Raw genomic sequence first — 25,217 nt, forward strand, 5'->3', positions numbered from 1 at the left:
AACCAACTCTTTAAAGATAATGCTTTGATACCAATACTTCGTATTGACTAGCTCCCTTGCCGCGGGCATGGCTTGAGCCTGTAGTCTCAAGACGCATGCTATTCCTGCAGGCGTGTCGCCATCAATACTCCGTTAAGCAAATGTGAGTTCTTGATGGAGAAGGGTTTCTAGTAGTTTGCTTCACTAATTTTACTTAGTAACAATCATAGTTTTAAATATTATTATTTTTAATTTTAGACATATTTGTTATTCGCTAACATATTGATTATATAACTTATAATGAAAAATTAAAAATTTTTGTCAGATTTAATGACGTAAATAATTTCGTGAGGACATTCCCTCATGTTTGGAATAAGGGGATTCCCTACTTTTTAAAATAATGTGAAAATAATCACAAATATTCGAAAAATTGTTATACAATGCAGTTGAAAGGATTGGTAATAGTGATAGGTAACATATTAGTCGCGCACGGTATGAGGAAAGGTGAACAAAACAGGGCATTAGAAGAATTTATTACTACACTCCTGAAAAATGAAGACTACCATTATGAGTTGGCCTTTCTAGAAAGTGATACTCAAAATTTAGAGATTACAATGGAAAAAATGATTGAAAAAGGAGTTTCAAGATTTAGAATTGTTCCATTACTCATATTTAGAGCGATGCATTATATCGGTGACATTCCTGAAATTTTAAAAGAAATGAAGGTCAAACACCCTCACATAAAGAGTGAAATGAGTGAACCACTTGGTACACATCCTTATATGAAAAAACTTGTAGAAAAAAGAATTGCTGACGTAAAATTACAAGAAACATCAAATGCTGCAACGGTTATTATCGCACATGGTAACGGAAGTGGTCGATTTACGAAGGCACATGATGAACTTAAAGAATTTGTTAAAACAATTGATTCAAATCAACCAGTATACGCTAGAGCGTTATATGGTGTTTTAACATTTAGAAATGACTTAGACGAAATCTCGAAGAACTATGACGACCTGATTATCGTGCCTCTATTTTTATTTGATGGTCGCTTAGTAAATAAAGTCAAACGTCTTATTTCAGAAATGGACATTCATTGTGATTTGCATATCACGCCATCAATCAATTTTGATACGATTTTAAAATTGATTATTCGTGAGCGTTTGGAACAATTGAATGTTTAATGTTACTTGACTCACTACTTCCTTAGTTTAGACCTTATTACCAATCCTTTAGCAACAGATGGTAAAGTAATTTTTAATGTTAGAGGAGCATATATATGTCTAAACAAAAATTAGTAATGATTGGCAATGGTATGGCAGGAATCAGAACGATAGAGGAAATTATCAATCGTGATGCAGATCGATATGACATCACTGTCATTGGTAAAGAACCTTATCCTAACTATAACCGCATCATGTTATCTAATATTTTACAGAATAAGATGACTGTAGAAGAAACAATAATGAATAGTTATGATTGGTATGCTGAAAATCGTATTACTTTAATTAATGATGACCCAGTTGTAAAAGTGAATAGAGAAGCTCAAAGTGTTACGACGCAAAGTGGCAAAGAAGTTAATTATGATATTTGTATTTTTGCGACTGGTTCAAAAGCGTTCGTTTTACCTATTGAAGGTTCAGATTTACCTAGCGTGATTGGCTGGAGAACAATTGAAGATACTGAACGAATAATCGATATTGCCAACAAAAAGAAAAAAGCAATTGTAATTGGTGGGGGATTACTTGGTTTAGAATGTGCTAGAGGTTTACTTGATCAAGGCATGGAAGTCACAGTTTTACACCTTGCTGAATGGCTCATGGAAATGCAATTAGACCGTAAAGCTGCCGACATGCTTAAAGCAGATTTAGAAAAGCAAGGTATGCATTTTGAATTACAAGCGAACACTAAAAAGATTATAGGAAATGACGATGTTGAAGCTGTCCAACTCGCCGATGGTCGAGTCATCGAGACAGATTTAGTTGTGATGGCGGTAGGTATTAGACCTTATACAGAAGTTGCTAAAGATGCAGGATTAGACGTTGAGCGAGGTATTGTAGTTAATGATTACTTACAAACGTCTGACGCTCATATTTATGCTATAGGTGAATGTGCGCAACATAATGGTAAGGTATACGGCCTTGTAGCTCCTTTATATGAACAAGGTAAAGTACTAGCTGATTATTTAACTGATAATGAAACGAAGGGCTATAAAGGTTCTACAACGTTTACTTCATTAAAGGTTTCAGGTTGCGATTTATATAGTGCGGGTCAAATTGTGGAAAATGAAGAAGTACATGGCATTGAAATCTTTAATAGTATAGACAATATCTATAAGAAAGTTTATTTAAACAATGGACAAGTCGTAGGTGCGGTATTATATGGTGATACAGACGATGGTTCTCGTTTTTATAATATGATGAAAAAGCATGAATCATTAGAAGACTATACCCTTGTGTCATTATTACACAAAGGAAATGAAGCATCTGGTACGTCAGTTGCTGATATGGCTGATGATGAAACAGTATGTGGTTGTAATGGCGTGGACAAAGGAACGATTGTTAATGCAATTACTAAAGAAGGACTTACATCAGTAGATGAAGTAACGCAATCAACGAAAGCGGGTAATTCTTGTGGTAAATGTAAGAAACAAATAGGAGAAATACTTCAATACACTTTAGGAGATGACTTTGTTGCTGCGAAGCCTGCAGGTATTTGTAGTTGTACAGATTTAACTAGAGATCAGATCGTAACACAAATTAGAGCTAAAGGACTTAAAACATCCAAAGAAGTCAGACATGTTCTGAATTTCAAAGATAAAAATGGATGTCCAAAATGTCGTCCAGCCATTAATTACTATTTAAATATGGTATATCCATTCGAACATCAAGATGAGAAGGAATCACGCTTTGCGAATGAACGCTATCATGCCAATATTCAAAATGACGGAACATTTTCAGTGATACCTCAAATGAGAGGCGGCGTGACTGATGCCGATCAATTAATTAGACTCGGAGAAGTGGCTAAGAAATATAACGTCCCATTAGTTAAAGTTACTGGGTCACAACGTGTAGGGTTATATGGTTTGAAAAAAGAAGAACTACCTAAAGTATGGGAAGATTTAGGCATGCGTTCAGCTTCGGCTTACGGTAAAAAAACACGTTCAGTTAAAAGTTGTGTAGGGAAAGAGTTTTGCCGCTTTGGTACGCAATATACAACACGTTTAGGTATTAGACTTGAAAAAACATTTGAATATATTGATACACCTCATAAGTTTAAAATGGGCGTTTCAGGATGCCCAAGAAGCTGTGTTGAGTCTGGTGTCAAAGACTTTGGTGTCATATCAGTCGAGAACGGTTTCCAAATCTATATTGGAGGTAATGGTGGCACTGATGTCACTGTGGGACAATTGCTCACAACAGTTGAAACAGAAGATGAAGTCATCCAATTATGTGGTGCGCTCATGCAATATTATAGAGAAACAGGCATCTATGCAGAAAGAACAGCACCTTGGCTCAACCGTTTAGGCTTTGAAAATGTTAAAGAAGTTTTATTGGATAAAGATAGACAACAAGAGTTATTCAATCGAATTATGGAAGCTAAAAAAGCAATTGAAATGGAGCCATGGCAAGCTATTGTAGAAGATAACAATGCACAAAAAATCTTTGAAGTTGAGAAGGTGTAATAAATGAAAGCAATGGAAAAGGTAAAAGTCACTACTATAGACGCGTTAACGCCTCTTATTGGTAAAAAGGTTATCGTAAACGAAAAAGAAATCGGCATCTTCTTAACTGAAGATGGAAAGGTTCACGCTGTAAGTAATATATGTCCGCATAAACAAGGGCCATTGTCAGAAGGGACAGTAAGTGGTAAATATGTGTATTGTCCGTTGCATGACCAAAAAATAGATTTGGATTCAGGAGAAGTTCAAGAGCCTGATACAGGATGTGTGAGCACATATCAAGTTGAAGTGATTGATGGAGATGTCTATCTATGTCTGTAGATTCAATGGGCAAGGTTTACCTGGTCGGAGCAGGCCCTGGAAATCCTAATTTACTAACCAAAAAAGCAGAAAAATTAATTAGAGCCGCTGATGTGATTCTCTATGATCGCTTAGTTAACCCATTGATTTTACAATATGCACCTCCACATACTGAAATGATTGATGTAGGCAAGAAACCTTATTTCAAACATATTCAACAAGACGAAATAAATATGAAAATGGTTCAAATGGCTAAAAAATATCATTGCGTTATCAGACTAAAAGGCGGCGATCCAGCAATATTTGGGCGAGTAACTGAAGAAATCACTACGCTTAAAGCGTATGGTATTGAACATGAGATTGTACCTGGAGTGACTTCAGCGAGTGCAGCAGTTGCATCATTAAATACTGGCTTAACAATGAGATCAATCGTACCAAGTGTCACTTTCTCAACAGGTCATTTTAAAGATTCGTCCAATCGAGAAACAGATATTCGTAATTTAATTAACGGTGGTACTTTGGCTATTTATATGGGAATTAAACGATTAGGTCATATTATTGAACAAATTACAGCTTACACAAACGAAGACTACCCTATAGCAATTGTATTTAATGCCACATGTTACAACCAACAGGTAGTGACAGGTTATTTAAGTACGATTGAAGAAACGTTAAGTCAAACGCATTTCGATGGACAACCAGGTATCTGCATTTTAGGTTCGTTAGTGAAATATATCGATCAATCCAATTTTAATATGGAGAAAATGGCTGAGGATGTAGTGCCAACGTTATACCTTATTAAAGGTGATAAAGAACTTGCTTTAAGAAAAGCTGAAGAACTGTATGAAGAAGGGAAACAATGTTTATTAGATTATGATGAGCAATATCACCCATCACAACAAACCATTTATCAAAATTTAATCAATCAATATCATATTGAATATATTGAAGTTTAGAAGACGCTATCCTTCTTATTTTAATTTACTTTGCTGATGAAATGAGACCATGAATTCAATTTCGAATTCATGGTCTTTTTTTAGGGATTAAACATGTTTAATTAGGCATTTCCCTAATATCTAAACTTTGTGAAAAAATATACAATCTATTTGAACGTAATAACAATGATAGGAATGTGAAAGTAGCAAATGCATTTGATAGTAGGAGGATATTATTGATGGGAAAATTTGGATTAAATTTCTTTAAACCGACTGAAAAGTTTAATGGAAATTGGTCGGTTTTAGAACATAAGAGTAGAGAATGGGAGAAAATGTATCGCGAAAGATGGAGTCATGACAAAGTTGTTCGTACAACGCATGGCGTCAACTGTACAGGTTCATGTTCATGGAAGGTGTTTGTGAAAAATGGTGTTATTACGTGGGAAAATCAACAAACTGATTATCCGAGTTGCGGACCGGACATGCCTGAATTTGAACCTAGAGGATGTCCGAGAGGGGCTTCATTTTCATGGTATGAATATAGTCCGCTTAGAGTGAAATATCCATATATAAGAGGTAAATTATTGGATTTATGGACTGAAGCATTAGAGGAGAACAACGGTCATCGCATTGCTGCTTGGGCTTCGATCGTTGAAGATGAAGAGAAAGCTAAAATTTATAAGGAAGCTAGAGGTAAAGGTGGACATGTAAGAGCGAATTGGAAAGATGTCACCGATATTATTGCTGCGCAAATCCTTTACACAATTAAAAAAGATGGACCAGATCGAATCGCAGGCTTCACACCTATACCGGCAATGTCGATGATTAGTTATGCTTCAGGCGCTCGATTTATTAATTTATTAGGTGGAGAGATGCTTAGTTTCTATGATTGGTATGCGGACTTACCTCCTGCATCGCCACAAATTTGGGGAGAACAAACGGATGTACCAGAATCAAGTGACTGGTTTAATGCTGCTTACATTATTATGTGGGGCTCAAATGTACCGTTAACACGTACGCCTGATGCACATTTTATGACAGAAGTCAGATATAAAGGGACTAAAGTAATTTCAGTAGCACCTGATTATGCTGAGAATGTAAAGTTTGCTGACAATTGGTTGGCGCCTCATCCTGGTACTGATGCTGCTGTAGCTCAAGCGATGACGCACGTGATTTTACAAGAATTTTACGTTAATCAACCGAATAACATGTTTATAGATTACGCAAAACAATATACAGATATGCCTTTCATTATTATGTTGGACAAAGATGAAAAGGGTTATAAAGCTGGTAGATTCTTAAGAGAGAGCGACTTAGGAATTGAAAGTGAAAATAGTGAATGGAAACCAGTGATTAAAGATATGGTCAGCCAACAGTTTGTCGTACCAAATGGAACGATGGGACAACGTTGGGAAGAAGGTAAGAAATGGAACTTAAAATTAGAAACAGAAGATGGTACTCAAATTAATCCAGCCTTATCAATGACAGATGATGATTACGAATTACAGACAATTCAATTTCCTTATTTCGATAGTAATGGTGATGGCATATTTGAAAGACCTATACCGACTCAAACCATTCAATTAGCAAATGGTAAAGAAGTTTGTGTAACGACTGTTTATGATTTGATGACAAGTCAATATGGCATCCAACGTTTTAATCATGAATTAGAAGCACAATCATATGAAGACAGTACATCTAAATACACACCTGCGTGGCAAGAATCAATCACAGGCATCAAAAAAGAATTAGTCATTCAAGTAGCTAGAGAATTTGCTCAAAATGCTATCGATACGAATGGACGTTCTATGATTATTATGGGTGCCGGTATTAATCATTGGTTTAATTCCGATACGATTTATCGTGCCATATTAAATTTAGTAATGTTATGTGGCTGTCAAGGCGTAAATGGAGGTGGTTGGGCGCACTATGTAGGTCAAGAAAAGTGTCGTCCAATAGAAGGTTGGAACACAATTGCATTTGCTAAAGACTGGCAAGGGCCACCACGTTTGCAAAATGGTACAAGTTGGTTCTACTTTGCAACAGATCAATGGAAATATGAGGAATCAAATGTAGATCAATTTAAATCTCCACTAGCCAAAAATATTAAACATCAACATCCTGCTGACTATAATGTGACGGCTGCACGATTAGGATGGCTTCCATCCTATCCTCAATTCAATAAGAATAGTCTTTTATTCGGTGAGGAAGCGAAAGAGGCTGGAGACAATTCAAATGAAGCCATTCTGAAAAGAGCGATAGATTCGGTTAAAAACAAGGAAACACAATTCGCAGTTGAAGATCCTGACTTAAGAAAGAATCATCCTAAAACACTCTTTGTTTGGAGATCTAATTTAATATCTAGTTCAGCTAAAGGGCAAGAATATTTCATGAAACACTTATTAGGTACGCGGTCAGGTTTAATGGCAGAACCTAATGAAGACGATAAACCATCAGAAATTAAATGGAGAGAAGACACAGTCGGCAAATTAGACTTGTTGGTGTCATTAGATTTTAGAATGACTGCCACACCACTATATTCTGACATTGTTTTACCAGCAGCTACTTGGTATGAAAAACATGACCTATCTTCAACTGACATGCATCCATTCATCCATCCATTTAATCCAGCCATTGATCCATTATGGGAATCACGTTCAGATTGGGATATCTATAAGACTTTGAGTAAAGCTATTTCAGAGATGGCTAAAGATTATTTGCCAGGAACATTTAAAGATGTTGTAACAACGCCTTTAGCTCATGATTCTAAACAAGAAATCGGTACAGCATATGGAGTAGTCAAAGATTGGTCTAAAGGAGAAGTGGAAGGTATACCAGGTAAAACAATGCCTAATTTCTCTATTGTAGAACGTGATTATACTCAAATTTACAATAAATATGTCACAGTTGGTCCTTTATTAGAAAAGGCTAAAGTCGGGGCACATGGTGTAAGTTTTAGTGTTTCTGAACAATACGAAGAATTAAAAAGTATGGTAGGAACTTGGAATGCTGATAACGACAATTCAATACGACATGGTAAACCACGTATTGATACAGCTAGAAAGGTAGCTGATGTGATTTTAAATATTTCTTCGGCTACAAATGGACAGTTATCTCAAAAATCTTATGAAGATTTAGAGAATCAAACTGGTATGAAATTAAAAGATATTTCAGAAGCACGTGCGTATGAAAAGATATCGTTTTTAAATATTACATCACAACCTAGAGAAGTTATTCCTACGGCAGTCTTCCCAGGTTCAAATAAAAATGGACGACGTTATTCACCTTTTACAACAAATATTGAAAGACTTGTACCTTTTAGAACCTTAACTGGCAGACAAAGTTATTATTTAGACCATGAAATATTCCAACAATTTGGCGAAAGCCTACCTATCTATAAACCAACTTTACCACCTATGGTATTTGGTACACGTGATAAGAAGGTTAAAGGCGGACAAGACGCCTTAGTGCTTAGATATTTAACGCCTCATGGCAAATGGAATATCCACTCAACATATCAAGATAATGAACGCATGCTTACTTTATTTAGAGGTGGGCCTGTCGTTTGGATTTCTAATGAAGACGCAGAAGCGCATGATATAAAAGATAATGATTGGTTAGAAGTCTATAACCGAAATGGTGTGGTTACTGCTAGAGCAGTTACATCACATCGTATGCCAAGAGGCACAATGTTTATGTATCATGCTCAAGATAAACACATTGAAACACCAGGATCAGAAATTACTGATACACGAGGTGGTTCACATAATGCACCAACAAGAATTCACTTAAAACCAACGCAACTGGTTGGAGGATATGCTCAAATAAGCTATCACTTTAATTATTATGGACCAATCGGGAATCAAAGGGATGTTTATGTGGCGGTAAGAAAGATGAAAGAGGTGAATTGGCTTGAAGATTAAAGCTCAAATAGCGATGGTCTTAAATTTAGATAAATGTATTGGTTGTCATACGTGTAGTGTTACATGTAAGAATACATGGACAAATAGACCTGGTGCGGAATATATGTGGTTCAATAATGTAGAAACTAAGCCAGGTGTGGGATATCCAAAGCGCTGGGAAGATCAAAGTCATTATAAAGGTGGCTGGATTCTAAATAAAAAAGGGAAACTCGAATTAAAGTCTGGTAATAGATGGTCAAAAATTGCATTAGGAAAGATCTTTTACAATCCTGATATGCCGCTCATCAAAGATTATTATGAACCTTGGACATATAACTATGAACATTTGACAACTGCAAAAGAAGGTAAGCACTCACCAGTCGCTAAGGCGCATTCACTGATTTCTGGCGAAAAATTAGATTTAGAATGGGGACCAAACTGGGAGGATGACTTAGCAGGGGCTCATGTCACAGGTCCAAAGGATCCAAATATTCAACAAATTGAAGAAGATATTAAGTTCCAGTTTGATGAGACATTTATGATGTATCTGCCGAGATTATGTGAACACTGTCTTAATCCAAGTTGTGTTGCATCATGTCCTTCAGGCGCTATGTATAAAAGGGATGAAGATGGCATCGTATTAGTCGATCAAGACGCGTGTAGAGGCTGGCGTTATTGTATGACTGGTTGCCCTTATAAAAAAGTTTACTTCAACTGGAAAACGAATAAAGCTGAAAAATGTACATTTTGTTTCCCTAGAATAGAAGCAGGTATGCCAACAGTTTGTTCAGAAACGTGTACAGGTAGAATGAGATATTTAGGCGTTCTATTATATGATGCCGATCGCGTTCAAGAAGCGGCCTCTGCAGTGGATCAAAAAGATTTATATGAAAAACAACTAGATTTATTCTTAGATCCATTTGATGAAGAAGTAATCGCTGAGGCTGAGCGACAAGGATTAAGTCATGAATGGATTAATGCAGCTCAAAATTCTCCAGTATATAAACTCGCTGTAGAATATAAAATGGCATTTCCATTACACCCAGAATTTAGAACAATGCCTATGGTTTGGTACTGCCCACCTTTAAGTCCGATTATGAGTTATTTCGAAGGTCAAAACGCAGGACAAAATCCAGATATGATTTTTCCTGCGATCGAAGAAATGCGTTTACCTATTGAATATTTAGCAAATCTATTAACTGCAGGGGATACGGCACCTGTCAAACAAGGCTTACAAAAAATGGCTATGATGAGAAGTTATATGAGAGCAAAAGTGACTCAACAACCGTTTGATTATTCTAAACTTGAACGCTTAGGTTTAACAGAAAGCCAATTAAACGATATGTATCGATTATTGGGAATCGCTAAGTATGAAGATCGATTTGTTGTTCCGTCATCACATAAAGAAACGTATTTGGACACTTATAAAGCTCAAGGAAGTCAAGGGTATGGTGGAGAATACTTTGGCGCTAATTGTGAAGGCTGTGGCGTCGCAGTAGGTTCTGGTAAAACAGGACAAGAGATTTATAATGATAATTTCTATGGAGGGATTTTCCGTGATTAATCTTCAGAAATTACATCGTTTTCAAGAAAGCTTAGGTTATCTAGGACAACAAATTAATTTTCCGGAGAAGCTAACCTTTCATCCAACAACATTCGAAGAAACCATTACACAGTCGCACCCAGGTTATGAAGAATTAAGTCATTATCGAAATATAATGATGCAATATTCTTTATCTGAAATCAAAGCCATCTATACGGATACGTTTGATTTTAGTAAAAATTATCCTTTATACATGACATATAATAAATTTGATACTCAGAAAGAACGCGGACAAATGTTAGCTAAGTTGAAAGTATTGTATGAAATGTTTGGACTAAAAATGGTAGATAATGAGTTGTCAGATTATCTACCATTGATGCTTCAATTCTTACAAATTGCCGATTGGGAGAATGATGACCGAGCACAGGAAAATTTGCAATTAATTATTATGATTATTGAAGATGGAACTTACGAAATGGCTAATGAACTTGCTAAAAATAATAACCCTTATGCGTATGTAATTAAAGCTTTAAGAAAAACTTTAAAAGCGTGTATCGAGTCGCCTAGAGAGGTGGAAAGCCATGCTTAATCAATTTATTTGGATTATCTATCCGTATTTGTGTTTAACTATTTTCATTATTGGGCATTTAGCACGCTATAAATATGATCAATTTTCTTGGACGGCGAAATCCAGTGAATTAATTGAAAAGAAACAATTAAAATGGGGCAGCTTATTGTTTCATTTAGGTGTTATTCCAGTATTCTTTGGGCATGTGGTAGGTTTATTGGTACCTGCAAATTGGCTTGAAGCGGTAGGAGTTAACAATCATATTTATCATATTGGTGCGGTATATATAGGGAGTATTTTTGGTATAATAACATTATTAGGTATGATGTTACTTACGTTAAGAAGACTTACAATCAAAAATGTAAGACGTTTAAGTTCTTTTTCAGACATATTCGTTAATATTCTTCTGTGTATCATATTGATAATGGGTTGTTATTCAACTATTTTCACGAATGCAGTCCAACCTGATTTTGACTATCGCCAAACAATAGCCATTTGGTTTAGACATTTATTTATGTTTTCACCTAATGCTGACCTTATGTTAAATGTACCGTTATCTTTTAAAGTTCATATCTTATTAGGATTCACAATATTTGCATTATGGCCATTTACGAGATTGGTTCATGTGTGGAGTGTCCCGCTTTCATATATGAATAGAAGATATATTATTTATCGGAAAAATAAAGTTTAATGAAGAGGGGATGGGTAAGTTGAAACCAGAATCTTTATTACACAACAAAAGTCTACAAGATAATTTAGATCGATTGAGAAAGAACGAAGGTTATGATTTTGGCGCAATTGCAATGTATGAACATTATCATAGATCTTCTCCTATTAAATGGAAATATGTCTCAGGTAATACGAATGAACGGTACAAACTTATCATTTTAAGAAAGGGCAGAGGCTTAGCTGGTACTGTTATGAAGACAGGGAAACGTATGGTTATTGCAGATGTAGATATGGCATTAACTCAAGCCGAGAAAATAAAGTTCCCCATCATCTTGAATGAAGCACTAACAGCAGTAGTGGCAGTACCATTATGGCTTGATGAACAAATGTACGGCGTATTATTGTTAGGTCAACGAAATCATCAACCTCTTCCACAGACATTAGAACAACTTGATATACAAAGCCAAATTGGATTTTTTACAGAAATGAATTAGGTGATAACTATGCAAAGTAAACTAGAAGGCAGTATTGAAGCACTATTGCATAAGTACTACGATGCGACGACTGAAAAGATTGTCTTTGTGAATCATCTCGGTAAAATTATAGCGATGAATGACGCCGCTAGCGATATTTTATCTGAAGAAGATAATTATAATGCGATGACTCATGCAATTTGCAATCGTTGTGAAGGATATTCTAATGAATATGATATTCAATCTTGTGAGAATTGTTTTTTAGAAGAAAATCAACTACAGAAATCAAATTTCCAAGTATTTATGAAGACGAAAGATAATAAAGTAGAACCTTTTACGGCTACGTATCAAACGATTGATTCAGACAGAGGGATTAGTGCGTTTACTTTACAAAATGTATCTCCTCAAATTGAGATACAAGAAAAAATGTATCAACAAAAGATGTTGCATAAATCGATTCAAGCACAAGAAAATGAACGAAAAAGAATTTCTCGTGAACTTCATGATAGTGTGATTCAAGAAATGTTAAATATTGATGTTGAACTGCGACTTTTAAAGTATAAATATCAAGATGAAAATTTAGTAGACAGTGCGCAGCATATTGAGGGTTTAGTATCGCAACTCATTGATGATATTAGAAATCTATCAGTCGAATTGAGACCTTCCTCATTGGATGATTTAGGTATTGAGGCTGCCTTTAATTCTTATTTCAAACAGTTTGAAGAGAATTATGGTATTCAAATTAATTATCAATCTAATATCAAAGGTATGCGTTTTGATAATGAGGTTGAAACGGTGGTATATCGTGTGATTCAAGAAGCTGTATTAAATTCATTAAAATATGCTGAAGTAAACGAAATAGAAGTGAATATTAATAAAAGTGACAATAGATTACTAGCTGAAGTTGTAGATCGTGGAAAGGGTTTCAATATTGAGGATAAGCCTAAAGGATCAGGGTTGGGCTTTTACGGCATGAAAGAACGTGCTGAATTAGTTAATGGAAATATTAACATTGAATCTCATATTAACAAGGGAACCATCGTAACGTTAGATATACCTATATAAAAATCTTGGGGGAATTAATGTGAAGATTGTTATAGCAGATGACCATGCTGTAGTAAGGACTGGATTCTCAATGATATTAAACTATCAAGAAGATATGGAAGTTGTAGCAACTGCAGCAGATGGTGTGGAAGCATATCAAAAGGTCTTAGAGTATAGACCCGATGTTTTAATATTAGATTTAAGTATGCCACCTGGCGAATCAGGTTTAGTCGCTACAAGCAAAATTTCTGAAAGCTTCCCAGAGACAAAAATTTTAATTTTAACAATGTATGATGATGAAGAATATTTGTTTCATGTACTGAAAAGTGGTGCGAAAGGTTATATTTTGAAAAATGCGCCTGATGAACAGTTAATATTGGCTGTGAGAACGGTATATAGAGGGGAAACATATATTGATATGAAATTAACCACTTCTTTAGTTAATGAATTTATTAATCAATCTAACCAAGAAGAAGTTAATTATTCATCAGACCCATTTAAAGTTTTGTCTAAACGAGAACTTGAAATCTTGCCTTTAATTGCCAAAGGATACGGTAATAAAGAAATCGCTGAAAAGTTATTTGTGTCTGTAAAGACGGTCGAAGCACACAAAACGCATATAATGAATAAATTAAATCTTAAAAGTAAACCAGAACTTGTTGAATATGCGTTGAAAAAGAAATTGCTTGAGTTTTAAATGAATAGAACGCTCACTTTTAAGAATATAACAAACCAAAATTAGCTATGAGAAATCGATAACGGTTTTCATAGCTATTTTTGTATTTAAAGGCTGAGTCGCGACTTTAAAGAGAGGAAACTCATCTCTACGTTCAGCACATTAATAACTCAATTTATTATAGGGAAAAAGAAGCTCTAAATCAGGGGAAATCCTTATGTTCATTTTTTCACAATCATCTTAAAATTAAATTGTAATTAGTACTGTGTCTATATCACTTATTCGCTTTTAACGACTTTTAATTTTGACCTCTTATCAGATGATAGGCGCGGTACTAATATTTGTTTACTATAAATTTTATGAAGGTGAAAACAACATGAAAAAAGGAGTTTATCAGCTTACATTACAAACGCTAAGTTTAATAGTTGGATTTATGGCATGGAGTATTATTTCTCCATTGATGCCGTTTATAACTCAAGATATTCAAATTTCGGCTAGCCAAGTATCTGTGATTTTAGCTATTCCGGTCATTTTAGGATCAGTTTTGCGTGTACCATTTGGTTATCTTACAAATATAATTGGTGCTAAATGGGTATTTTTTAGCAGTTTTATTATTTTGCTATTTCCTATATTCTTTTTGGGACAAGCACAAAGTACGACAATGCTTATGGTATGTGGCTTCTTCTTAGGAGTAGGTGGTGCAATCTTTTCAGTAGGTGTAACGGCTTTACCAAAATATTTCTCTAAAGATAAAGTAGGACTAGCTAACGGTATATACGGAATGGGAAATATAGGAACAGCGATCTCATCTTTTTGTGCACCTGTTCTTGCTGGTTTAATAGGTTGGCAAAGTACAGTAAGAAGTTACTTAATTATTATTGGTTTATTTGCAGTATTAATGTTCTTATTGGGAGATAATAAAGAGACGAAAGTTAAAGTACCTTTAATGTCACAAGTGAAAGTGTTATCGAAAAATTATAAATTATATTATTTAAGTTTGTGGTATTTTATTACGTTTGGTGCTTTTGTTGCATTTGGTCTATTTTTACCGAATTATTTAGTTCATCATTTTGAAATTGATAAAGTAGATGCGGGTATTCGTTCAGGAGTATTTATTGCACTTGCAACGTTCTTAAGACCACTTGGTGGAGTGTTAGGGGATAAATTTAATGCAGTAAAAATGCTTATCATAGACTTTATGTTCCTGATTATAGGAGGCATGATTTTAAGTTTATTTGATGGTATGATTCACTTCACAATTGGTTGCTTAGCGATAAGTATTTGTGCGGGTATTGGTAATGGTCTTGTCTTTAAATTAGTTCCCTCATATTTTTCAAAAGAAGCTGGCTCAGCTAATGGTATCGTGTCAATGATGGGAGGACTAGGTGGTTTCTTCCCACCTTTAGTCATCACGTTTGTGACTGGTTTAACAGGATCTAGTCATCTTGCCTTTGGATTACTTGTGTTATTCGCATTGATTGCGTTAATGACAATGATTCATTTATATAAAAAGGAAAACGTCTCTAACATTTCAACGATATACGACAAATAGCTAATATATGACAAATTAATTTTACTATTTGTTTAAAATACGATTGCTTAAGCATATACATTATAACCCTCAATTCTAGATAGAGTTGAGGGTTAAATTTTATTTATTGAATTGCAATCGTTGTAGCTTTCTCGTCTTCATCGATGACTTTAGGCAATGTAACGTATAAAACGCCCTCTGCATGGTTAGCGGTAATCGCTTCTTTATTAATGTCATCGAACTTAAAATGTCTTTCTAATTCACCAGTTGAACGTTCGTTTAACTGTATTTTTTGGCTTTCATTTTTAAGCTTTTTATTGGCTTTAATCAATAATATATTTTGTTCAAATTTGAGTGAAATATCTTCCTTACTTACGCCAGGTAATTCTGCCTCTACGATATATGCCTCGTCTGTGTCATAAATATTTGTAGGGAAGGCGCTTGATGAAAATTGATTAAAGACTTGTTTGCCTATGTCTTTAAACAATTCGCTAGGATCATTTTTGAAAAAATTATTATTAAAGAACTCATTACTATTCATTATACTCCACCCCTTAAAAAGTGTTAGATAATCAATTGACGATAGGACACCTAAATTTCAACTTCATTATATAAATTGAGTTGAAATAGGTAAAGCAAGAACACTTTTAAAAAAGAGGTATTTATATAAGTTTAGTAGGGATTATGAGTAAAAAAATATTTGGTTCGTACGAGAGAATAAGACAAAAGCTTACTATACATACTGTTGTTATTAAGTTGTGCCGTTTATGCCGAAGTTGAATGTGTCAAAGATTTTCAAAAAGTCTACTTTTGTCTCTTCTCTGCTAGTATTACTTTTCTAGATTTTTATCAAAATTTTTAGAAACAAAATTTTGTAAGTTCGCAATTAACTCTTTAGCTTCATCTTGATTGATATTAAATTCACTATAAACTTTCATCGAGATATCTGATAAAGTCTTTTTTATTTCTTTACCTCGTTCTGTTAGTGAAATTTGAAGATTACGTTCATCCTTTTCTTCACGGCTTCGAACGACATAGTTTTTCTTTTCAAGCTTTTTCAGTAAGGGGGTCAGTGTTCCCGAGTCTAGAAATACTCGTTCACCAAGTTTTTTAATATTAAGTTTCTCATCATCTTCGATCGCCATTAGTACTATGTAACCTGTGTAGGTAAGTTCATACTCTTTAAGGTAATTCGTGTACTTCTTAATGATTTCTTTGGACGAAACATAAAATAAAAAACATAATTGTTTACTTAAATAACTATTCTCTACATACATTAAATCACTCCTTGTTAAAGTAACAATATTATGAAGTGTATGACTTGTCAAGTGCTGATTTCATCACTATAATCAAATTGTTTTAAATTAAATTTAGGGTGCAATTGAATCAAATTTATTTGATTGTAAAACTCAAACGAATATAGAAAAAGGGGAATTGAGATATGAGCAGAATAAATGATTTTAATGAAATACTTAATGAAAGAAAATCGGTAAAGGTATTTGACAGTGACTATAAAATTCCACATGAAGAAATGGATGAAATCATAACTAAAGCTACAAAGGCACCTTCTTCAGTTAATATGCAACCATGGAGAATTGTCGTTGTTGATAGCGATGAAGGTAAAGCTAAACTTAAAGATGCATTTGGATTTAATTCAAGACAACTGACGACATCATCAGCAATGATTATTATATTTGGTGATTTGCAAAATTATGAAAAAGCGGAACAAATTTATAGTGATGCTGTAGACCAACAACACATGACTGAAGAAATCAAAACGCAAATGTTAGAATGGATTCTTCCTTATTACAAAGGACTTTCAAAAGAAGGTATGAAAGATATTGTAAATATCGATAGTAGTTTAATGGCAATGCAATTCATGCTCACAGCTAAAGCTTATGGATATGATACAAATCCAATTGGTGGTTTTGATAAAGAAAATATTGCTGAAATTATCGGTTACGACTCAGAAAGATATATACCTGTGTTAGCAATTGCTATTGGTAAAAAAGCTCAAGAAGCACATAGCTCTGTTAGATTACCTGTTCATGAAATTAGAGAATATTTATAATATGAGTTTGCTATTGATGAATTAAGATGAGAACATTTTGTTACAATATGAATGAATCTCTTTAACAACAATCATAATTAGTTCATACTTAACAAGATAAGTATAAAAGGAGTTTCTATCATGAGTAGAAAACAGGTTATTTTTAGAATTATAATTATATTAATCATTTCTCTTATTTTAGCTGTTGTATTTTTCTTTGGGCTAAAAACTTATCAAGGTCATAAAAATATTGAACTTATGGATAGCTATATTAAAGAACACCATCTTCAAGATAAAATCAAAAAGCAAGAGACTTTATATAGTGCGAAAAAAGGTATGTATTATAAACAAATTGTTTATAAAGACGAACCCAATGTGACTTATGTACTTCAACCGATAAGTACGAATAAAGGTATTTTCTCTGAAGGTTTTGATAGTGAAACTAAGAAAAGTATCAAAAAAGCTAAACACAGTGATTTCGATAAAAATTATAAACCCTCTAAATAAGTAGATTTTATGACACACGATTTCAAATAAACGTTGGAATCGTGTGTTTTTTACAATATTTATTGTTTTTTCATGCGGAACCTTAAAACTTTTATTCATTATCCAAGTTAAAATTTATGTAGATATTTTAATTTTATCTGATATAATTAGGTGATGTCAGATGAAGGGGAGTTTGCATTATGGCTCTATTCAAGAGAAAAATAAGTTTACCAACGCAAGTTATTATTGCATTGGTACTAGGTGTCATCGCGGGGCTTTTATTATTTGGACAAGATAATGTAGCAAATTACATTAAGCCATTTGGTGACATTTTCTTAAATTTAATTAAAATGATTATTATCCCGATTGTATTCTGTGCATTAGCCTTATCTATTTCGAATTTAGGGGATTCAAAAAAGGTAGGAAGCTATGGATGGAAGGCAATCCTTTACTTTGAAATTATAACAACAGTCGCTATAGGGTTAGGGATTATCATAGGTAACTTGTTCAAACCAGGTTCAGGTTTAGATCCTGATAAATTACCTAAAGGCGATATTTCTAAATATCAATCTTCAGCACAATCAGCTGAACAAGCTACAACATACGGTAATCATTTAATTGATACTATCGTAAATATTGTGCCTACTAATTTATTTGAATCTTTAGCAAAAGGTGATTTATTACCAATCATCTTCTTCGCTGTTTTCTTCGGCTTAGGGTTAGCTGCTATTGGTGAAAAGGCAGAACCTGTTAAAGGTTTCTTAAATGGTACATTAGAAGCAGTATTTTGGATGATTAATAAAATTTTAAAACTCGCTCCTATTGGAGTATTTGCATTTATATGTACTACTGTTATGACATTTGGCGCATCAGCTTTAATTCCGTTGTTAAAATTATTAGTTGTTGTTGTTTTTGCAATGATCTTCTTTGTGGTAGTTGTATTAGGCATCGTTGCAAGAATGGTTGGAGTAAGTATCTTCTCAATCATGAAGATTTTAAAAAGCGAGTTGTTGCTTGCATTTTCAACTTCAAGTTCAGAAGCAGTACTACCAGTTATTATGAAGAAAATGGAAAAATTTGGTGCACCAAAAGATGTGACATCATTTGTTATTCCGATTGGTTATTCATTTAACTTAGACGGTTCAGCATTATATCAATCTATCGCAGCATTATTTGTGGCTCAAATGTTTGATATTCATTTATCATTAACACAACAAATCGTGTTGATGGCTACTTTAATGATCGCTTCAAAAGGTATGGCTGGCGTGCCTGGTGTATCTATTGTAGTTTTATTAACAACACTAGGTTCTATGCATTTACCAGCACAAGGTCTCGCATTAATTATCGGAATTGACCGTTTATTAGATATGGTTCGTACATGTGTTAACGTGATGGGTAACGCATTATCAACTATTGTTATTTCTAAATGGGAAAATGTTTACGATAAAGAAAAAGGCCAAGAGTACCTTAAAACACTATAAAAATTTATATCTGACATTTTTAGCGAATCTTAAAACTTTAGTTTTTAGATTCGCTTATGCATTTGTCCAAAGACAAATGTAAACATATGGAAACTTTAGATTCGCTAAAAAAAGACCTTGAAATGAAACAGATTCTTTCATTTCAAGGTCTTTTTTATCATATAGGTATGGCCGTATTACATGCCGTGGTGCATACCTTTCATATCATGTATTTTAGACATTAATCCATGTGGAACATCATCATGATCTACTTTTTTAACTTTAGTAATTTTACCTGATTTTTCATCTTTGAAAATCATGACAAAATCTTCTTTTTTCACTGAAACGTTAGCATTTGATGGTAACTTAACATTTTTCTCTATTTTTTCATCTTTTTCGCTAATCATTTTGTCTATTGTAGTACTATTTTTCATAATACCGTAATACGTATCTTTTTTACCTCCAGTCATCATCATAATGACAAGTACAATACATACAATCAACATGATTGCGATAAGTCCGAAACCTAAGGCTTTCTTATTTTTCATAGCTGTATAAAACTCCTTTATCTATATTACTTCATTTATACAAAACTTCTAATCACTTTGCAATTGTATTTAAAACATTTTTAAAATTAAAAACGTTAAAAATTCATAGAATGATAACATTTTGATAATCAAAAAGCCCTCTGCCATCAATTTCATGACAAAGGGTTCGAATAAACAGTTAAACTTCTATTGTAATAGGTGTATCTAAATCATCATCATTCATTAATTTAATTGATGTAGGTTGTACTTTTAATACACATAATTCCGAATCTTGTTTTGAATCGAAGAACGTCTTATCTTGAGTTTCCCATAACCAATCAATCACTTTTTGATCTTTAACAACCTCAATTTGAGCATCAATTTCTACAAAACTATTATTTGTAGTCTCGTTATAACCTAATAAGATATAGGCATAAGGGTTATCTTCAATTTCTTCCACTTTTACTGAATTAATGTTTGTTTTAGTATATAAAGTTAAATCATCATTGTAAAAAACCATATATCTACTATTAGGTTTATTATTATATGCAGTTGATAATACACCGACTTTTGAATTGTCTAATACTTTTTCTATTGCTTGAGTTGCTTGTTGTTTATCCACACTCATCATCTCCTTATTCATTCATATATCCAATCGGAGACGATATTAAACCAAAGCTTTATTGACTTTTATAACGGTTTAATGCAGATATATTTCACCTCATCATGTTTCAGTGTAAGTTGAAATGGTTTGTGATTTTCCTCTTGGACAGCCAATTCTGTTTTAGGATGATTACATTTATCTAATTCTTCAAGAATACTTCGTTCAATGTATAATAACTCTTTACTTTTCGGTAGTAAGTTCTGAATTGAACCATGTTCATTGTTTAAAGTATTAATAATGATGAGAGAATTTACATTTAATTGATTTTTGAAAATGAATTTCTGCTTACTATCAGATAAGTAACGGTCATTAATTTTATTAAATAATAGAAAATGATAATTTCCGCCTTTACGACTCATCAAATAGTTGTTTCCAACTTCCAATGGTTCATCTACAAATGAAGCAACCATTTTGTAGATATGCATTAAAGGTAGCGGGCTACCATAGCTATTGAATAAAGAAATATATTGTGAATCGTCATCAATAAGTTGATAGCTAATTCCACCACCGTATCTCATTAAAGCGATTAAATGACATACTAAATCTGATAATTGCAGAGGGTTAGCGCCATTATTCGTATATTTAAAGCATTTTAATGATAGATTGTTATAGACAAATCTTGTGGAAGAGATTCCAGAATCTAACATAAACTGTTTATAATTTTCAAAATGTGTAGATGAGTGATGATATGTTTTGCGTTTATTTAATAATAAATTTTTAGTTTCAAGATTTTCGATATCAATAAAATAATAGTCGAAATTTAAACGTTTCATGATGTCGTAGGTATGATCAATCGACGCAGATTCACGAAGTAGGCCTTCCACAGTCATGCCATATCGGATTTCTCTATTTTTATTTTTAATTTTCAAATGACATAGATGAATTTCGTGCACTGACATGCTCTCTGAATCGAAGACAAGCATGAGTTTAACTAACTTTTTATTAGTTTTGTAATCTTGGTTACTTTGTAAAAATGACAATATCACTTGATTAATAGCTTCAAATTGTTGTGTAGTTTTTATTTTCATGGCTAGGCCGATATCTTTTTCGAATAACTTTTCAAAGCAACGATTTAATAAATTGAAATTGATATGACTCACGACAATGTCACTAATGTCTTGAATGAATACGACTGGTTGAGGTAAGTATGAAAAATCGATGTCATAATACTCATTGAATACGAACTGAAATAACTCATTAAAGTTTTCGAAACGAATAAACGCCTTAGAACTTTTGGTACGATCTTTAGGATTAAAATGGTCAATATCTTTTTCAGTAATTTCAGTAGCGAGTTGGTCATTAAATTCAAATTGGTTAATTAAATCTTTAAATTCTGAGTAACTTTCATTACTAAATTGAATCGTAGGGTTTAATTCAATTTTAGAAATATAAGATCGGAATTGCTTAGGACTAAATCCTAAATAATTTTTAAATTGATTTGTAAAATTTGTGTGACTGCTAAAGCCAGAATGTTCAGATATCGCATTGATAGAGTCATCAGTAGATAATAGTAATTTAATTGCATGTATCACTTTTAAACTTGTGAAGTAGTCTTTAAAGTTCATATTTAAATATCTTACGAATAAGTTTGAACAATATGATTCTGAAATATTGCAGTGCTGTGCCACTTGCCGTAGTGATAACATTTCTGAAACTTTGGTATGGATATAAGTTAAACCTTCGACAAATATAGGATGGTTGATAGCAACTTTAGGAATATATTTTCCTTTGTACCTAATTACTGACTCTTTATATAAAGTTTGTATAATTTTTGAGATTGCTTGATTATCTTGTTCCTCATTATTCATAAATCGATGGATAGATTGTAAAATAATATTTTTAACGAAACCACTTGATTGCAATAAATGTCTGTCAAAATAACATTTAAAGAATTGATTATCTTCATTATAAAAATAAAAAACAGGTATAGAGAGCGTAACTAAATTCGAGGATTGATTAACGTAATAAATATCTGTTTGATTAATAATAGCGATATGGTTGTCTAAATCCTTCGTTTCTCCATTGATTGTAATCTTAAGATCATTTGTTAATGAAAACATGAGAATGATTCGATTAATATTGCGAGTAGGGGGCGAATGATGATGTTTATATATATTTAAAAGACAAGTCATGATTTAGAAATAGGCTCCTTATTGAATATTAAATGTTATTATAATGTATTCTTGTAGAAATGGTAATAGTGAAAAATAAAATTTTTTGTTCGTGATGTTAAGCAACCCATTCAAAATTATAAGTAGTGTACAATACAAATAATTATTTAGGAATATAGAGTTCTTATTTTGGAAATTTTAGATAGAGTGCAAATGAATTTTTTGGTACATAATAAATATAGATTTCGACACAATGTAAATTCAAAAAAGAAGTTGATGTAAAGTCTTAGACGATTTACGATTAATTTTAAATTGAATTAATTTTTGGAGAGAAATCACAGCAATTAAATGTACGATGTTTGTTTATTACATCTAGAATCGACAACAGAAAAAAAGAAACATCAAAAACAACACATATTTTTCTACCTTTAATTGTTTAACTATACCAATAGAATAAACAACAAGAAGAATTCAGTTATACTTAATAATTTTCTCGAAACTTATTCATCAATCATCTTAGAAATAGGCATCTAGAAAGTAATGGCACCATGGAATGAGAAAATGTTCAAACAACTAAGAATCAATTACATCATGAGACGAACATTCTTTCTTTAACAACCAGAATCAACATCAAGACAAACTAATGTAAAGACAAATTATTAAAATGTATAAAACAACTTTAATTAAACAACTAGAATCTACATCTATGAACATTTAAAGTATAATCGATCAACAACAATTGTTTTAGTAGCAACAATTAGAAAATTTTTAGTTAAATTACTCTCCCCCGAAGTACGATTAATTTAAAAGAAAAACAATTCTTGTGGTGCCATGATAAGTTTTATAACTTATTAAATATCAGCTTAATGTTTTAGTTATTAGAACCCATTAACAATAAGACGAGTCAGTACATCAAAGTTATTATCATCAAGTCTTATATCAAAAATATGGGGCACATCTTAGAAATCCAAATCTTTTTTCAGAATCAAATAGCACGTACATAATTGCAGTAAAGGCTAGGGTATAATTATATCCTGGCCTTATTTTAATTGTTTCAATACAGTACTATTTTGAAGATAACGCACTTCATATTTGTCTGCGAGTTCTTTCAAATAATTAAGAAGTGTTAATTGATTGAGCTGATTATCATTAAATTTATTTTTTAATAATAATGCTTTGTGTTGTTCTTCATCTGTTGCTACTTTTTTGAAATATCCCCACATATGATCATACGCTTTAATAAAAGAGCCTTTAGTTGGTGTGATTGCTAATGCATTTGTAATTTCATTTTGGACCTCTTTTAGGGAGGGGTCACCTTTTAACATATCTCTAATATTGTCATATGCATGTTGATGATGTAATAAAACATGATATTTTTCTTCACGCCATAGTTTCTCAATTTTTCCTCGTTCTTTCATGATTCACTCACCTCAATTCATATATTTAACAATACCCTTACACATGATTTTAAAATTACGTGAATATTGAAACACCATTTAATGCGTATTATGGGTATGTAGTCAGATATATTAGAACCTTTGATTTTAGACAGTTTAGCATGTTGTTTGTTAATAGAGTTAAACAATATAAAAATGCCTCAAAAAGATTGTAACTTACAGTCTTTTTGAGGCATTCGTGTTTTAAATGATTCATATATTTAATCTATAATTTCTGTTTGCGCCATAAGAAAATACTTACAATTGCAACAAGTATAAGAGAAATACCTACTACAATAACCCATGAAGCATAACTATGCGCATCGATTGGCAATGGTACGTTCATACCAAAGAAACTAAACACTAATGTTGGAAGTGTGAGAAGTACTGTGAACAACGTTAATGTCTTCATTATCGTATTCATATCATTAGAGAGTAATGAAGCATACGAGGTTGTGATACTCTCAAGGATACGTTGATGTAACTCGGTTGTTTCAATCGCTTGATTGTTCTCGATTACTAAATCTTCTAGTAATTCTTCGTCTTCTTCAAAACGCTTAATTGCAGGTAAGCGGAATAACTTTTTAATAATGGTATCATTACCTTTTAAAGCTGCTAAGAAGTAAACTAAACTTTTTTCAACTTCCATTAATTTAAATAGTTGTTTATTTGTAATATTATTTTTCAAATCTTTTTCAATACGGATTCTCGATTTATTGAGTAAACGTAAATTCCTATTATAGTGATTCGCAATCGTTAATAAAATTTCAAGTGCAAAACGACTATGAAAATTTAAATGAATGTCATCTTGTCGTGCGAAATTCTCTAGGAATTCATTTTCAGCGTCACAAACAGTCATGATCATACCATTACCAATAATGATACCAAGAGGGATTGTGACAAATGACAACACACGTCGGTTGGTTGAATTGACAATAGGTAAGTCGATGATGATAAGTGAATAACCTGTATCTTCATCGTATTCAATACGTGCGCTTTCTTCAGAATCTAAGGGGTCACGAATGAAGTCTTCAGGAATATTGTAAAACTCCATTAAATTTTCGATTTCTTCACGTTCAGGTTCAACGACGTTAATCCATGACGCGCTATGATCCACTGTAGTTTCTATGATTTCATTTGAATTGCTACTTGCATGTTTATAAGCAGTAATCATAACTATT

Annotated in this window: 22 protein-coding genes; 15 read left to right on the forward strand and 7 right to left on the reverse strand. The window is 32.9% G+C overall.

What is annotated here, in order from left to right; genetic code table 11:
• Positions 1 to 443 precede the first annotated feature (443 nt).
• From HMPREF2580_RS02090 to HMPREF2580_RS02145, 12 genes are all read left to right on the forward strand, one after another.
• Positions 444 to 1,163 (forward strand): sirohydrochlorin chelatase, encoded by a 720-nt coding sequence (locus HMPREF2580_RS02090; protein ID WP_037541640.1) that lies wholly within the window; start codon positions 444 to 446, stop codon positions 1,161 to 1,163.
• A 95-nt stretch (positions 1,164 to 1,258) separates the two neighbouring features.
• Positions 1,259 to 3,664, forward strand: a complete 2,406-nt coding sequence (gene nirB, locus HMPREF2580_RS02095; RefSeq protein ID WP_070830237.1) for a nitrite reductase large subunit NirB — start codon at positions 1,259 to 1,261, stop codon at positions 3,662 to 3,664.
• A 3-nt stretch (positions 3,665 to 3,667) separates the two neighbouring features.
• Entirely contained in the window at positions 3,668 to 3,982 is a 315-nt protein-coding gene (nirD, locus tag HMPREF2580_RS02100) for a nitrite reductase small subunit NirD (protein WP_002444050.1), read from the forward strand.
• Positions 3,973 to 4,917, forward strand: coding sequence for a uroporphyrinogen-III C-methyltransferase (gene cobA, locus HMPREF2580_RS02105; protein ID WP_070830238.1), 945 nt, complete (start codon positions 3,973 to 3,975; stop codon positions 4,915 to 4,917). The genes nirD and cobA overlap by 10 nt, the downstream gene beginning before the upstream one ends.
• A 218-nt stretch (positions 4,918 to 5,135) precedes the next feature.
• A complete protein-coding gene (locus HMPREF2580_RS02110; RefSeq protein ID WP_070830239.1) occupies positions 5,136 to 8,819 on the forward strand; it encodes a nitrate reductase subunit alpha in 3,684 nt (1,227 codons plus the stop codon).
• Positions 8,809 to 10,362, forward strand: a complete 1,554-nt coding sequence (gene narH, locus HMPREF2580_RS02115; RefSeq protein WP_070830240.1) for a nitrate reductase subunit beta — start codon at positions 8,809 to 8,811, stop codon at positions 10,360 to 10,362. Before HMPREF2580_RS02110 ends, narH begins: the two co-directional genes overlap by 11 nt.
• The gene (gene narJ, locus HMPREF2580_RS02120) at positions 10,340 to 10,930 is read left to right on the forward strand and encodes a nitrate reductase molybdenum cofactor assembly chaperone (RefSeq protein WP_176746807.1); all 591 of its coding nucleotides are present in this window, start codon (positions 10,340 to 10,342) and stop codon (positions 10,928 to 10,930) included. The genes narH and narJ overlap by 23 nt, the downstream gene beginning before the upstream one ends.
• Entirely contained in the window at positions 10,923 to 11,600 is a 678-nt protein-coding gene (narI, locus tag HMPREF2580_RS02125) for a respiratory nitrate reductase subunit gamma (protein WP_002444041.1), read from the forward strand. Before narJ ends, narI begins: the two co-directional genes overlap by 8 nt.
• Before the next feature lie 19 nt (positions 11,601 to 11,619).
• The gene (gene nreA, locus HMPREF2580_RS02130; protein ID WP_037541636.1) at positions 11,620 to 12,072 is read left to right on the forward strand and encodes a nitrate respiration regulation accessory nitrate sensor NreA; all 453 of its coding nucleotides are present in this window, start codon (positions 11,620 to 11,622) and stop codon (positions 12,070 to 12,072) included.
• Between the two features lie 9 nt (positions 12,073 to 12,081).
• A complete protein-coding gene (locus HMPREF2580_RS02135) occupies positions 12,082 to 13,116 on the forward strand; it encodes a sensor histidine kinase (protein WP_070830242.1) in 1,035 nt (344 codons plus the stop codon).
• A gap of 19 nt (positions 13,117 to 13,135) precedes the next feature.
• Positions 13,136 to 13,792 carry a nitrate respiration regulation response regulator NreC gene (nreC, locus tag HMPREF2580_RS02140; RefSeq protein WP_002444035.1) on the forward strand — a complete coding sequence of 219 codons (657 nt, stop codon included), beginning with the start codon at positions 13,136 to 13,138 and terminating at the stop codon, positions 13,790 to 13,792.
• Positions 13,793 to 14,147: 355 nt separating this feature from the next.
• Positions 14,148 to 15,323 (forward strand): nitrate/nitrite transporter, encoded by a 1,176-nt coding sequence (locus HMPREF2580_RS02145; RefSeq protein WP_070830243.1) that lies wholly within the window; start codon positions 14,148 to 14,150, stop codon positions 15,321 to 15,323.
• A gap of 103 nt (positions 15,324 to 15,426) precedes the next feature.
• Here the strand turns inward: HMPREF2580_RS02145 and HMPREF2580_RS02150 are convergent, their stop codons facing one another.
• Both HMPREF2580_RS02150 and HMPREF2580_RS02155 read right to left on the reverse strand, forming a co-directional pair.
• Entirely contained in the window at positions 15,427 to 15,843 is a 417-nt protein-coding gene (locus HMPREF2580_RS02150; protein WP_070830244.1) for an Hsp20/alpha crystallin family protein, read from the reverse strand.
• Positions 15,844 to 16,132: 289 nt separating this feature from the next.
• Entirely contained in the window at positions 16,133 to 16,579 is a 447-nt protein-coding gene (locus HMPREF2580_RS02155) for a MarR family winged helix-turn-helix transcriptional regulator (protein WP_002444029.1), read from the reverse strand.
• Between the two features lie 164 nt (positions 16,580 to 16,743).
• On the opposite strand from HMPREF2580_RS02155, the gene HMPREF2580_RS02160 reads away from it, so the two are divergent.
• From HMPREF2580_RS02160 to HMPREF2580_RS02170, 3 genes are all read left to right on the forward strand, one after another.
• Positions 16,744 to 17,373, forward strand: a complete 630-nt coding sequence (locus tag HMPREF2580_RS02160; protein WP_070830245.1) for a nitroreductase family protein — start codon at positions 16,744 to 16,746, stop codon at positions 17,371 to 17,373.
• Positions 17,374 to 17,493: 120 nt separating this feature from the next.
• Positions 17,494 to 17,859, forward strand: coding sequence for a DUF3139 domain-containing protein (locus HMPREF2580_RS02165; RefSeq protein ID WP_002444025.1), 366 nt, complete (start codon positions 17,494 to 17,496; stop codon positions 17,857 to 17,859).
• Positions 17,860 to 18,038: 179 nt separating this feature from the next.
• The gene (locus HMPREF2580_RS02170; RefSeq protein ID WP_002444023.1) at positions 18,039 to 19,319 is read left to right on the forward strand and encodes a cation:dicarboxylate symporter family transporter; all 1,281 of its coding nucleotides are present in this window, start codon (positions 18,039 to 18,041) and stop codon (positions 19,317 to 19,319) included.
• 176 nt (positions 19,320 to 19,495) lie between these two features.
• Here the strand turns inward: HMPREF2580_RS02170 and HMPREF2580_RS02175 are convergent, their stop codons facing one another.
• The 5 genes from HMPREF2580_RS02175 to HMPREF2580_RS02195 all read right to left on the reverse strand — a co-directional run bounded on the left by HMPREF2580_RS02175 (position 19,496) and on the right by HMPREF2580_RS02195 (position 25,210).
• Positions 19,496 to 19,846 (reverse strand): DUF4889 domain-containing protein, encoded by a 351-nt coding sequence (locus tag HMPREF2580_RS02175; RefSeq protein ID WP_002444021.1) that lies wholly within the window; start codon positions 19,844 to 19,846, stop codon positions 19,496 to 19,498.
• A 178-nt stretch (positions 19,847 to 20,024) separates the two neighbouring features.
• Positions 20,025 to 20,453 (reverse strand): pyridoxamine 5'-phosphate oxidase family protein, encoded by a 429-nt coding sequence (locus HMPREF2580_RS02180; RefSeq protein WP_371106727.1) that lies wholly within the window; start codon positions 20,451 to 20,453, stop codon positions 20,025 to 20,027.
• A 62-nt stretch (positions 20,454 to 20,515) separates the two neighbouring features.
• Positions 20,516 to 22,621 carry an AraC family transcriptional regulator Rsp gene (gene rsp / locus HMPREF2580_RS02185; protein ID WP_070830247.1) on the reverse strand — a complete coding sequence of 702 codons (2,106 nt, stop codon included), beginning with the start codon at positions 22,619 to 22,621 and terminating at the stop codon, positions 20,516 to 20,518.
• Positions 22,622 to 23,640: 1,019 nt separating this feature from the next.
• Positions 23,641 to 24,018: a DUF1722 domain-containing protein gene (locus HMPREF2580_RS02190; RefSeq protein WP_070830248.1), complete on the reverse strand. Its 378-nt coding sequence runs from the start codon at positions 24,016 to 24,018 to the stop codon at positions 23,641 to 23,643.
• Between the two features lie 244 nt (positions 24,019 to 24,262).
• Positions 24,263 to 25,210, reverse strand: a complete 948-nt coding sequence (locus HMPREF2580_RS02195; protein ID WP_002444014.1) for a magnesium transporter CorA family protein — start codon at positions 25,208 to 25,210, stop codon at positions 24,263 to 24,265.
• Positions 25,211 to 25,217 lie beyond the last annotated feature (7 nt).

Source organism: Staphylococcus sp. HMSC036D05 (genome assembly GCF_001836225.1).
GTDB classification, from domain to species: Bacteria; Bacillota; Bacilli; order Staphylococcales; family Staphylococcaceae; genus Staphylococcus; species Staphylococcus caprae.

Excerpts from the sequence above, each read along its gene's own strand:
- HMPREF2580_RS02165 (WP_002444025.1), top strand. The coding sequence starts at position 17,494 with ATGAGTAGAAAACAGGTTATTTTTAGAATTATAATTATATTAATCATT.
- HMPREF2580_RS02135 (WP_070830242.1), top strand. The coding sequence starts at position 12,082 with ATGCAAAGTAAACTAGAAGGCAGTATTGAAGCACTATTGCATAAGTAC.
- HMPREF2580_RS02155 (WP_002444029.1), bottom strand. The coding sequence starts at position 16,579 with ATGTATGTAGAGAATAGTTATTTAAGTAAACAATTATGTTTTTTATTT.
- narJ (WP_176746807.1), top strand. The coding sequence starts at position 10,340 with ATGGAGGGATTTTCCGTGATTAATCTTCAGAAATTACATCGTTTTCAA.
- HMPREF2580_RS02170 (WP_002444023.1), top strand. The coding sequence starts at position 18,039 with ATGGCTCTATTCAAGAGAAAAATAAGTTTACCAACGCAAGTTATTATT.
- HMPREF2580_RS02195 (WP_002444014.1), bottom strand. The coding sequence starts at position 25,210 with ATGATTACTGCTTATAAACATGCAAGTAGCAATTCAAATGAAATCATA.
- HMPREF2580_RS02160 (WP_070830245.1), top strand. The coding sequence starts at position 16,744 with ATGAGCAGAATAAATGATTTTAATGAAATACTTAATGAAAGAAAATCG.
- cobA (WP_070830238.1), top strand. The coding sequence starts at position 3,973 with ATGTCTGTAGATTCAATGGGCAAGGTTTACCTGGTCGGAGCAGGCCCT.
- narI (WP_002444041.1), top strand. The coding sequence starts at position 10,923 with ATGCTTAATCAATTTATTTGGATTATCTATCCGTATTTGTGTTTAACT.
- HMPREF2580_RS02190 (WP_070830248.1), bottom strand. The coding sequence starts at position 24,018 with ATGAAAGAACGAGGAAAAATTGAGAAACTATGGCGTGAAGAAAAATAT.
- nirD (WP_002444050.1), top strand. The coding sequence starts at position 3,668 with ATGAAAGCAATGGAAAAGGTAAAAGTCACTACTATAGACGCGTTAACG.
- HMPREF2580_RS02150 (WP_070830244.1), bottom strand. The coding sequence starts at position 15,843 with ATGAATAGTAATGAGTTCTTTAATAATAATTTTTTCAAAAATGATCCT.
- rsp (WP_070830247.1), bottom strand. The coding sequence starts at position 22,621 with ATGACTTGTCTTTTAAATATATATAAACATCATCATTCGCCCCCTACT.
- HMPREF2580_RS02145 (WP_070830243.1), top strand. The coding sequence starts at position 14,148 with ATGAAAAAAGGAGTTTATCAGCTTACATTACAAACGCTAAGTTTAATA.
- HMPREF2580_RS02110 (WP_070830239.1), top strand. The coding sequence starts at position 5,136 with ATGGGAAAATTTGGATTAAATTTCTTTAAACCGACTGAAAAGTTTAAT.
- nirB (WP_070830237.1), top strand. The coding sequence starts at position 1,259 with ATGTCTAAACAAAAATTAGTAATGATTGGCAATGGTATGGCAGGAATC.
- HMPREF2580_RS02180 (WP_371106727.1), bottom strand. The coding sequence starts at position 20,453 with ATGAGTGTGGATAAACAACAAGCAACTCAAGCAATAGAAAAAGTATTA.
- HMPREF2580_RS02175 (WP_002444021.1), bottom strand. The coding sequence starts at position 19,846 with ATGAAAAATAAGAAAGCCTTAGGTTTCGGACTTATCGCAATCATGTTG.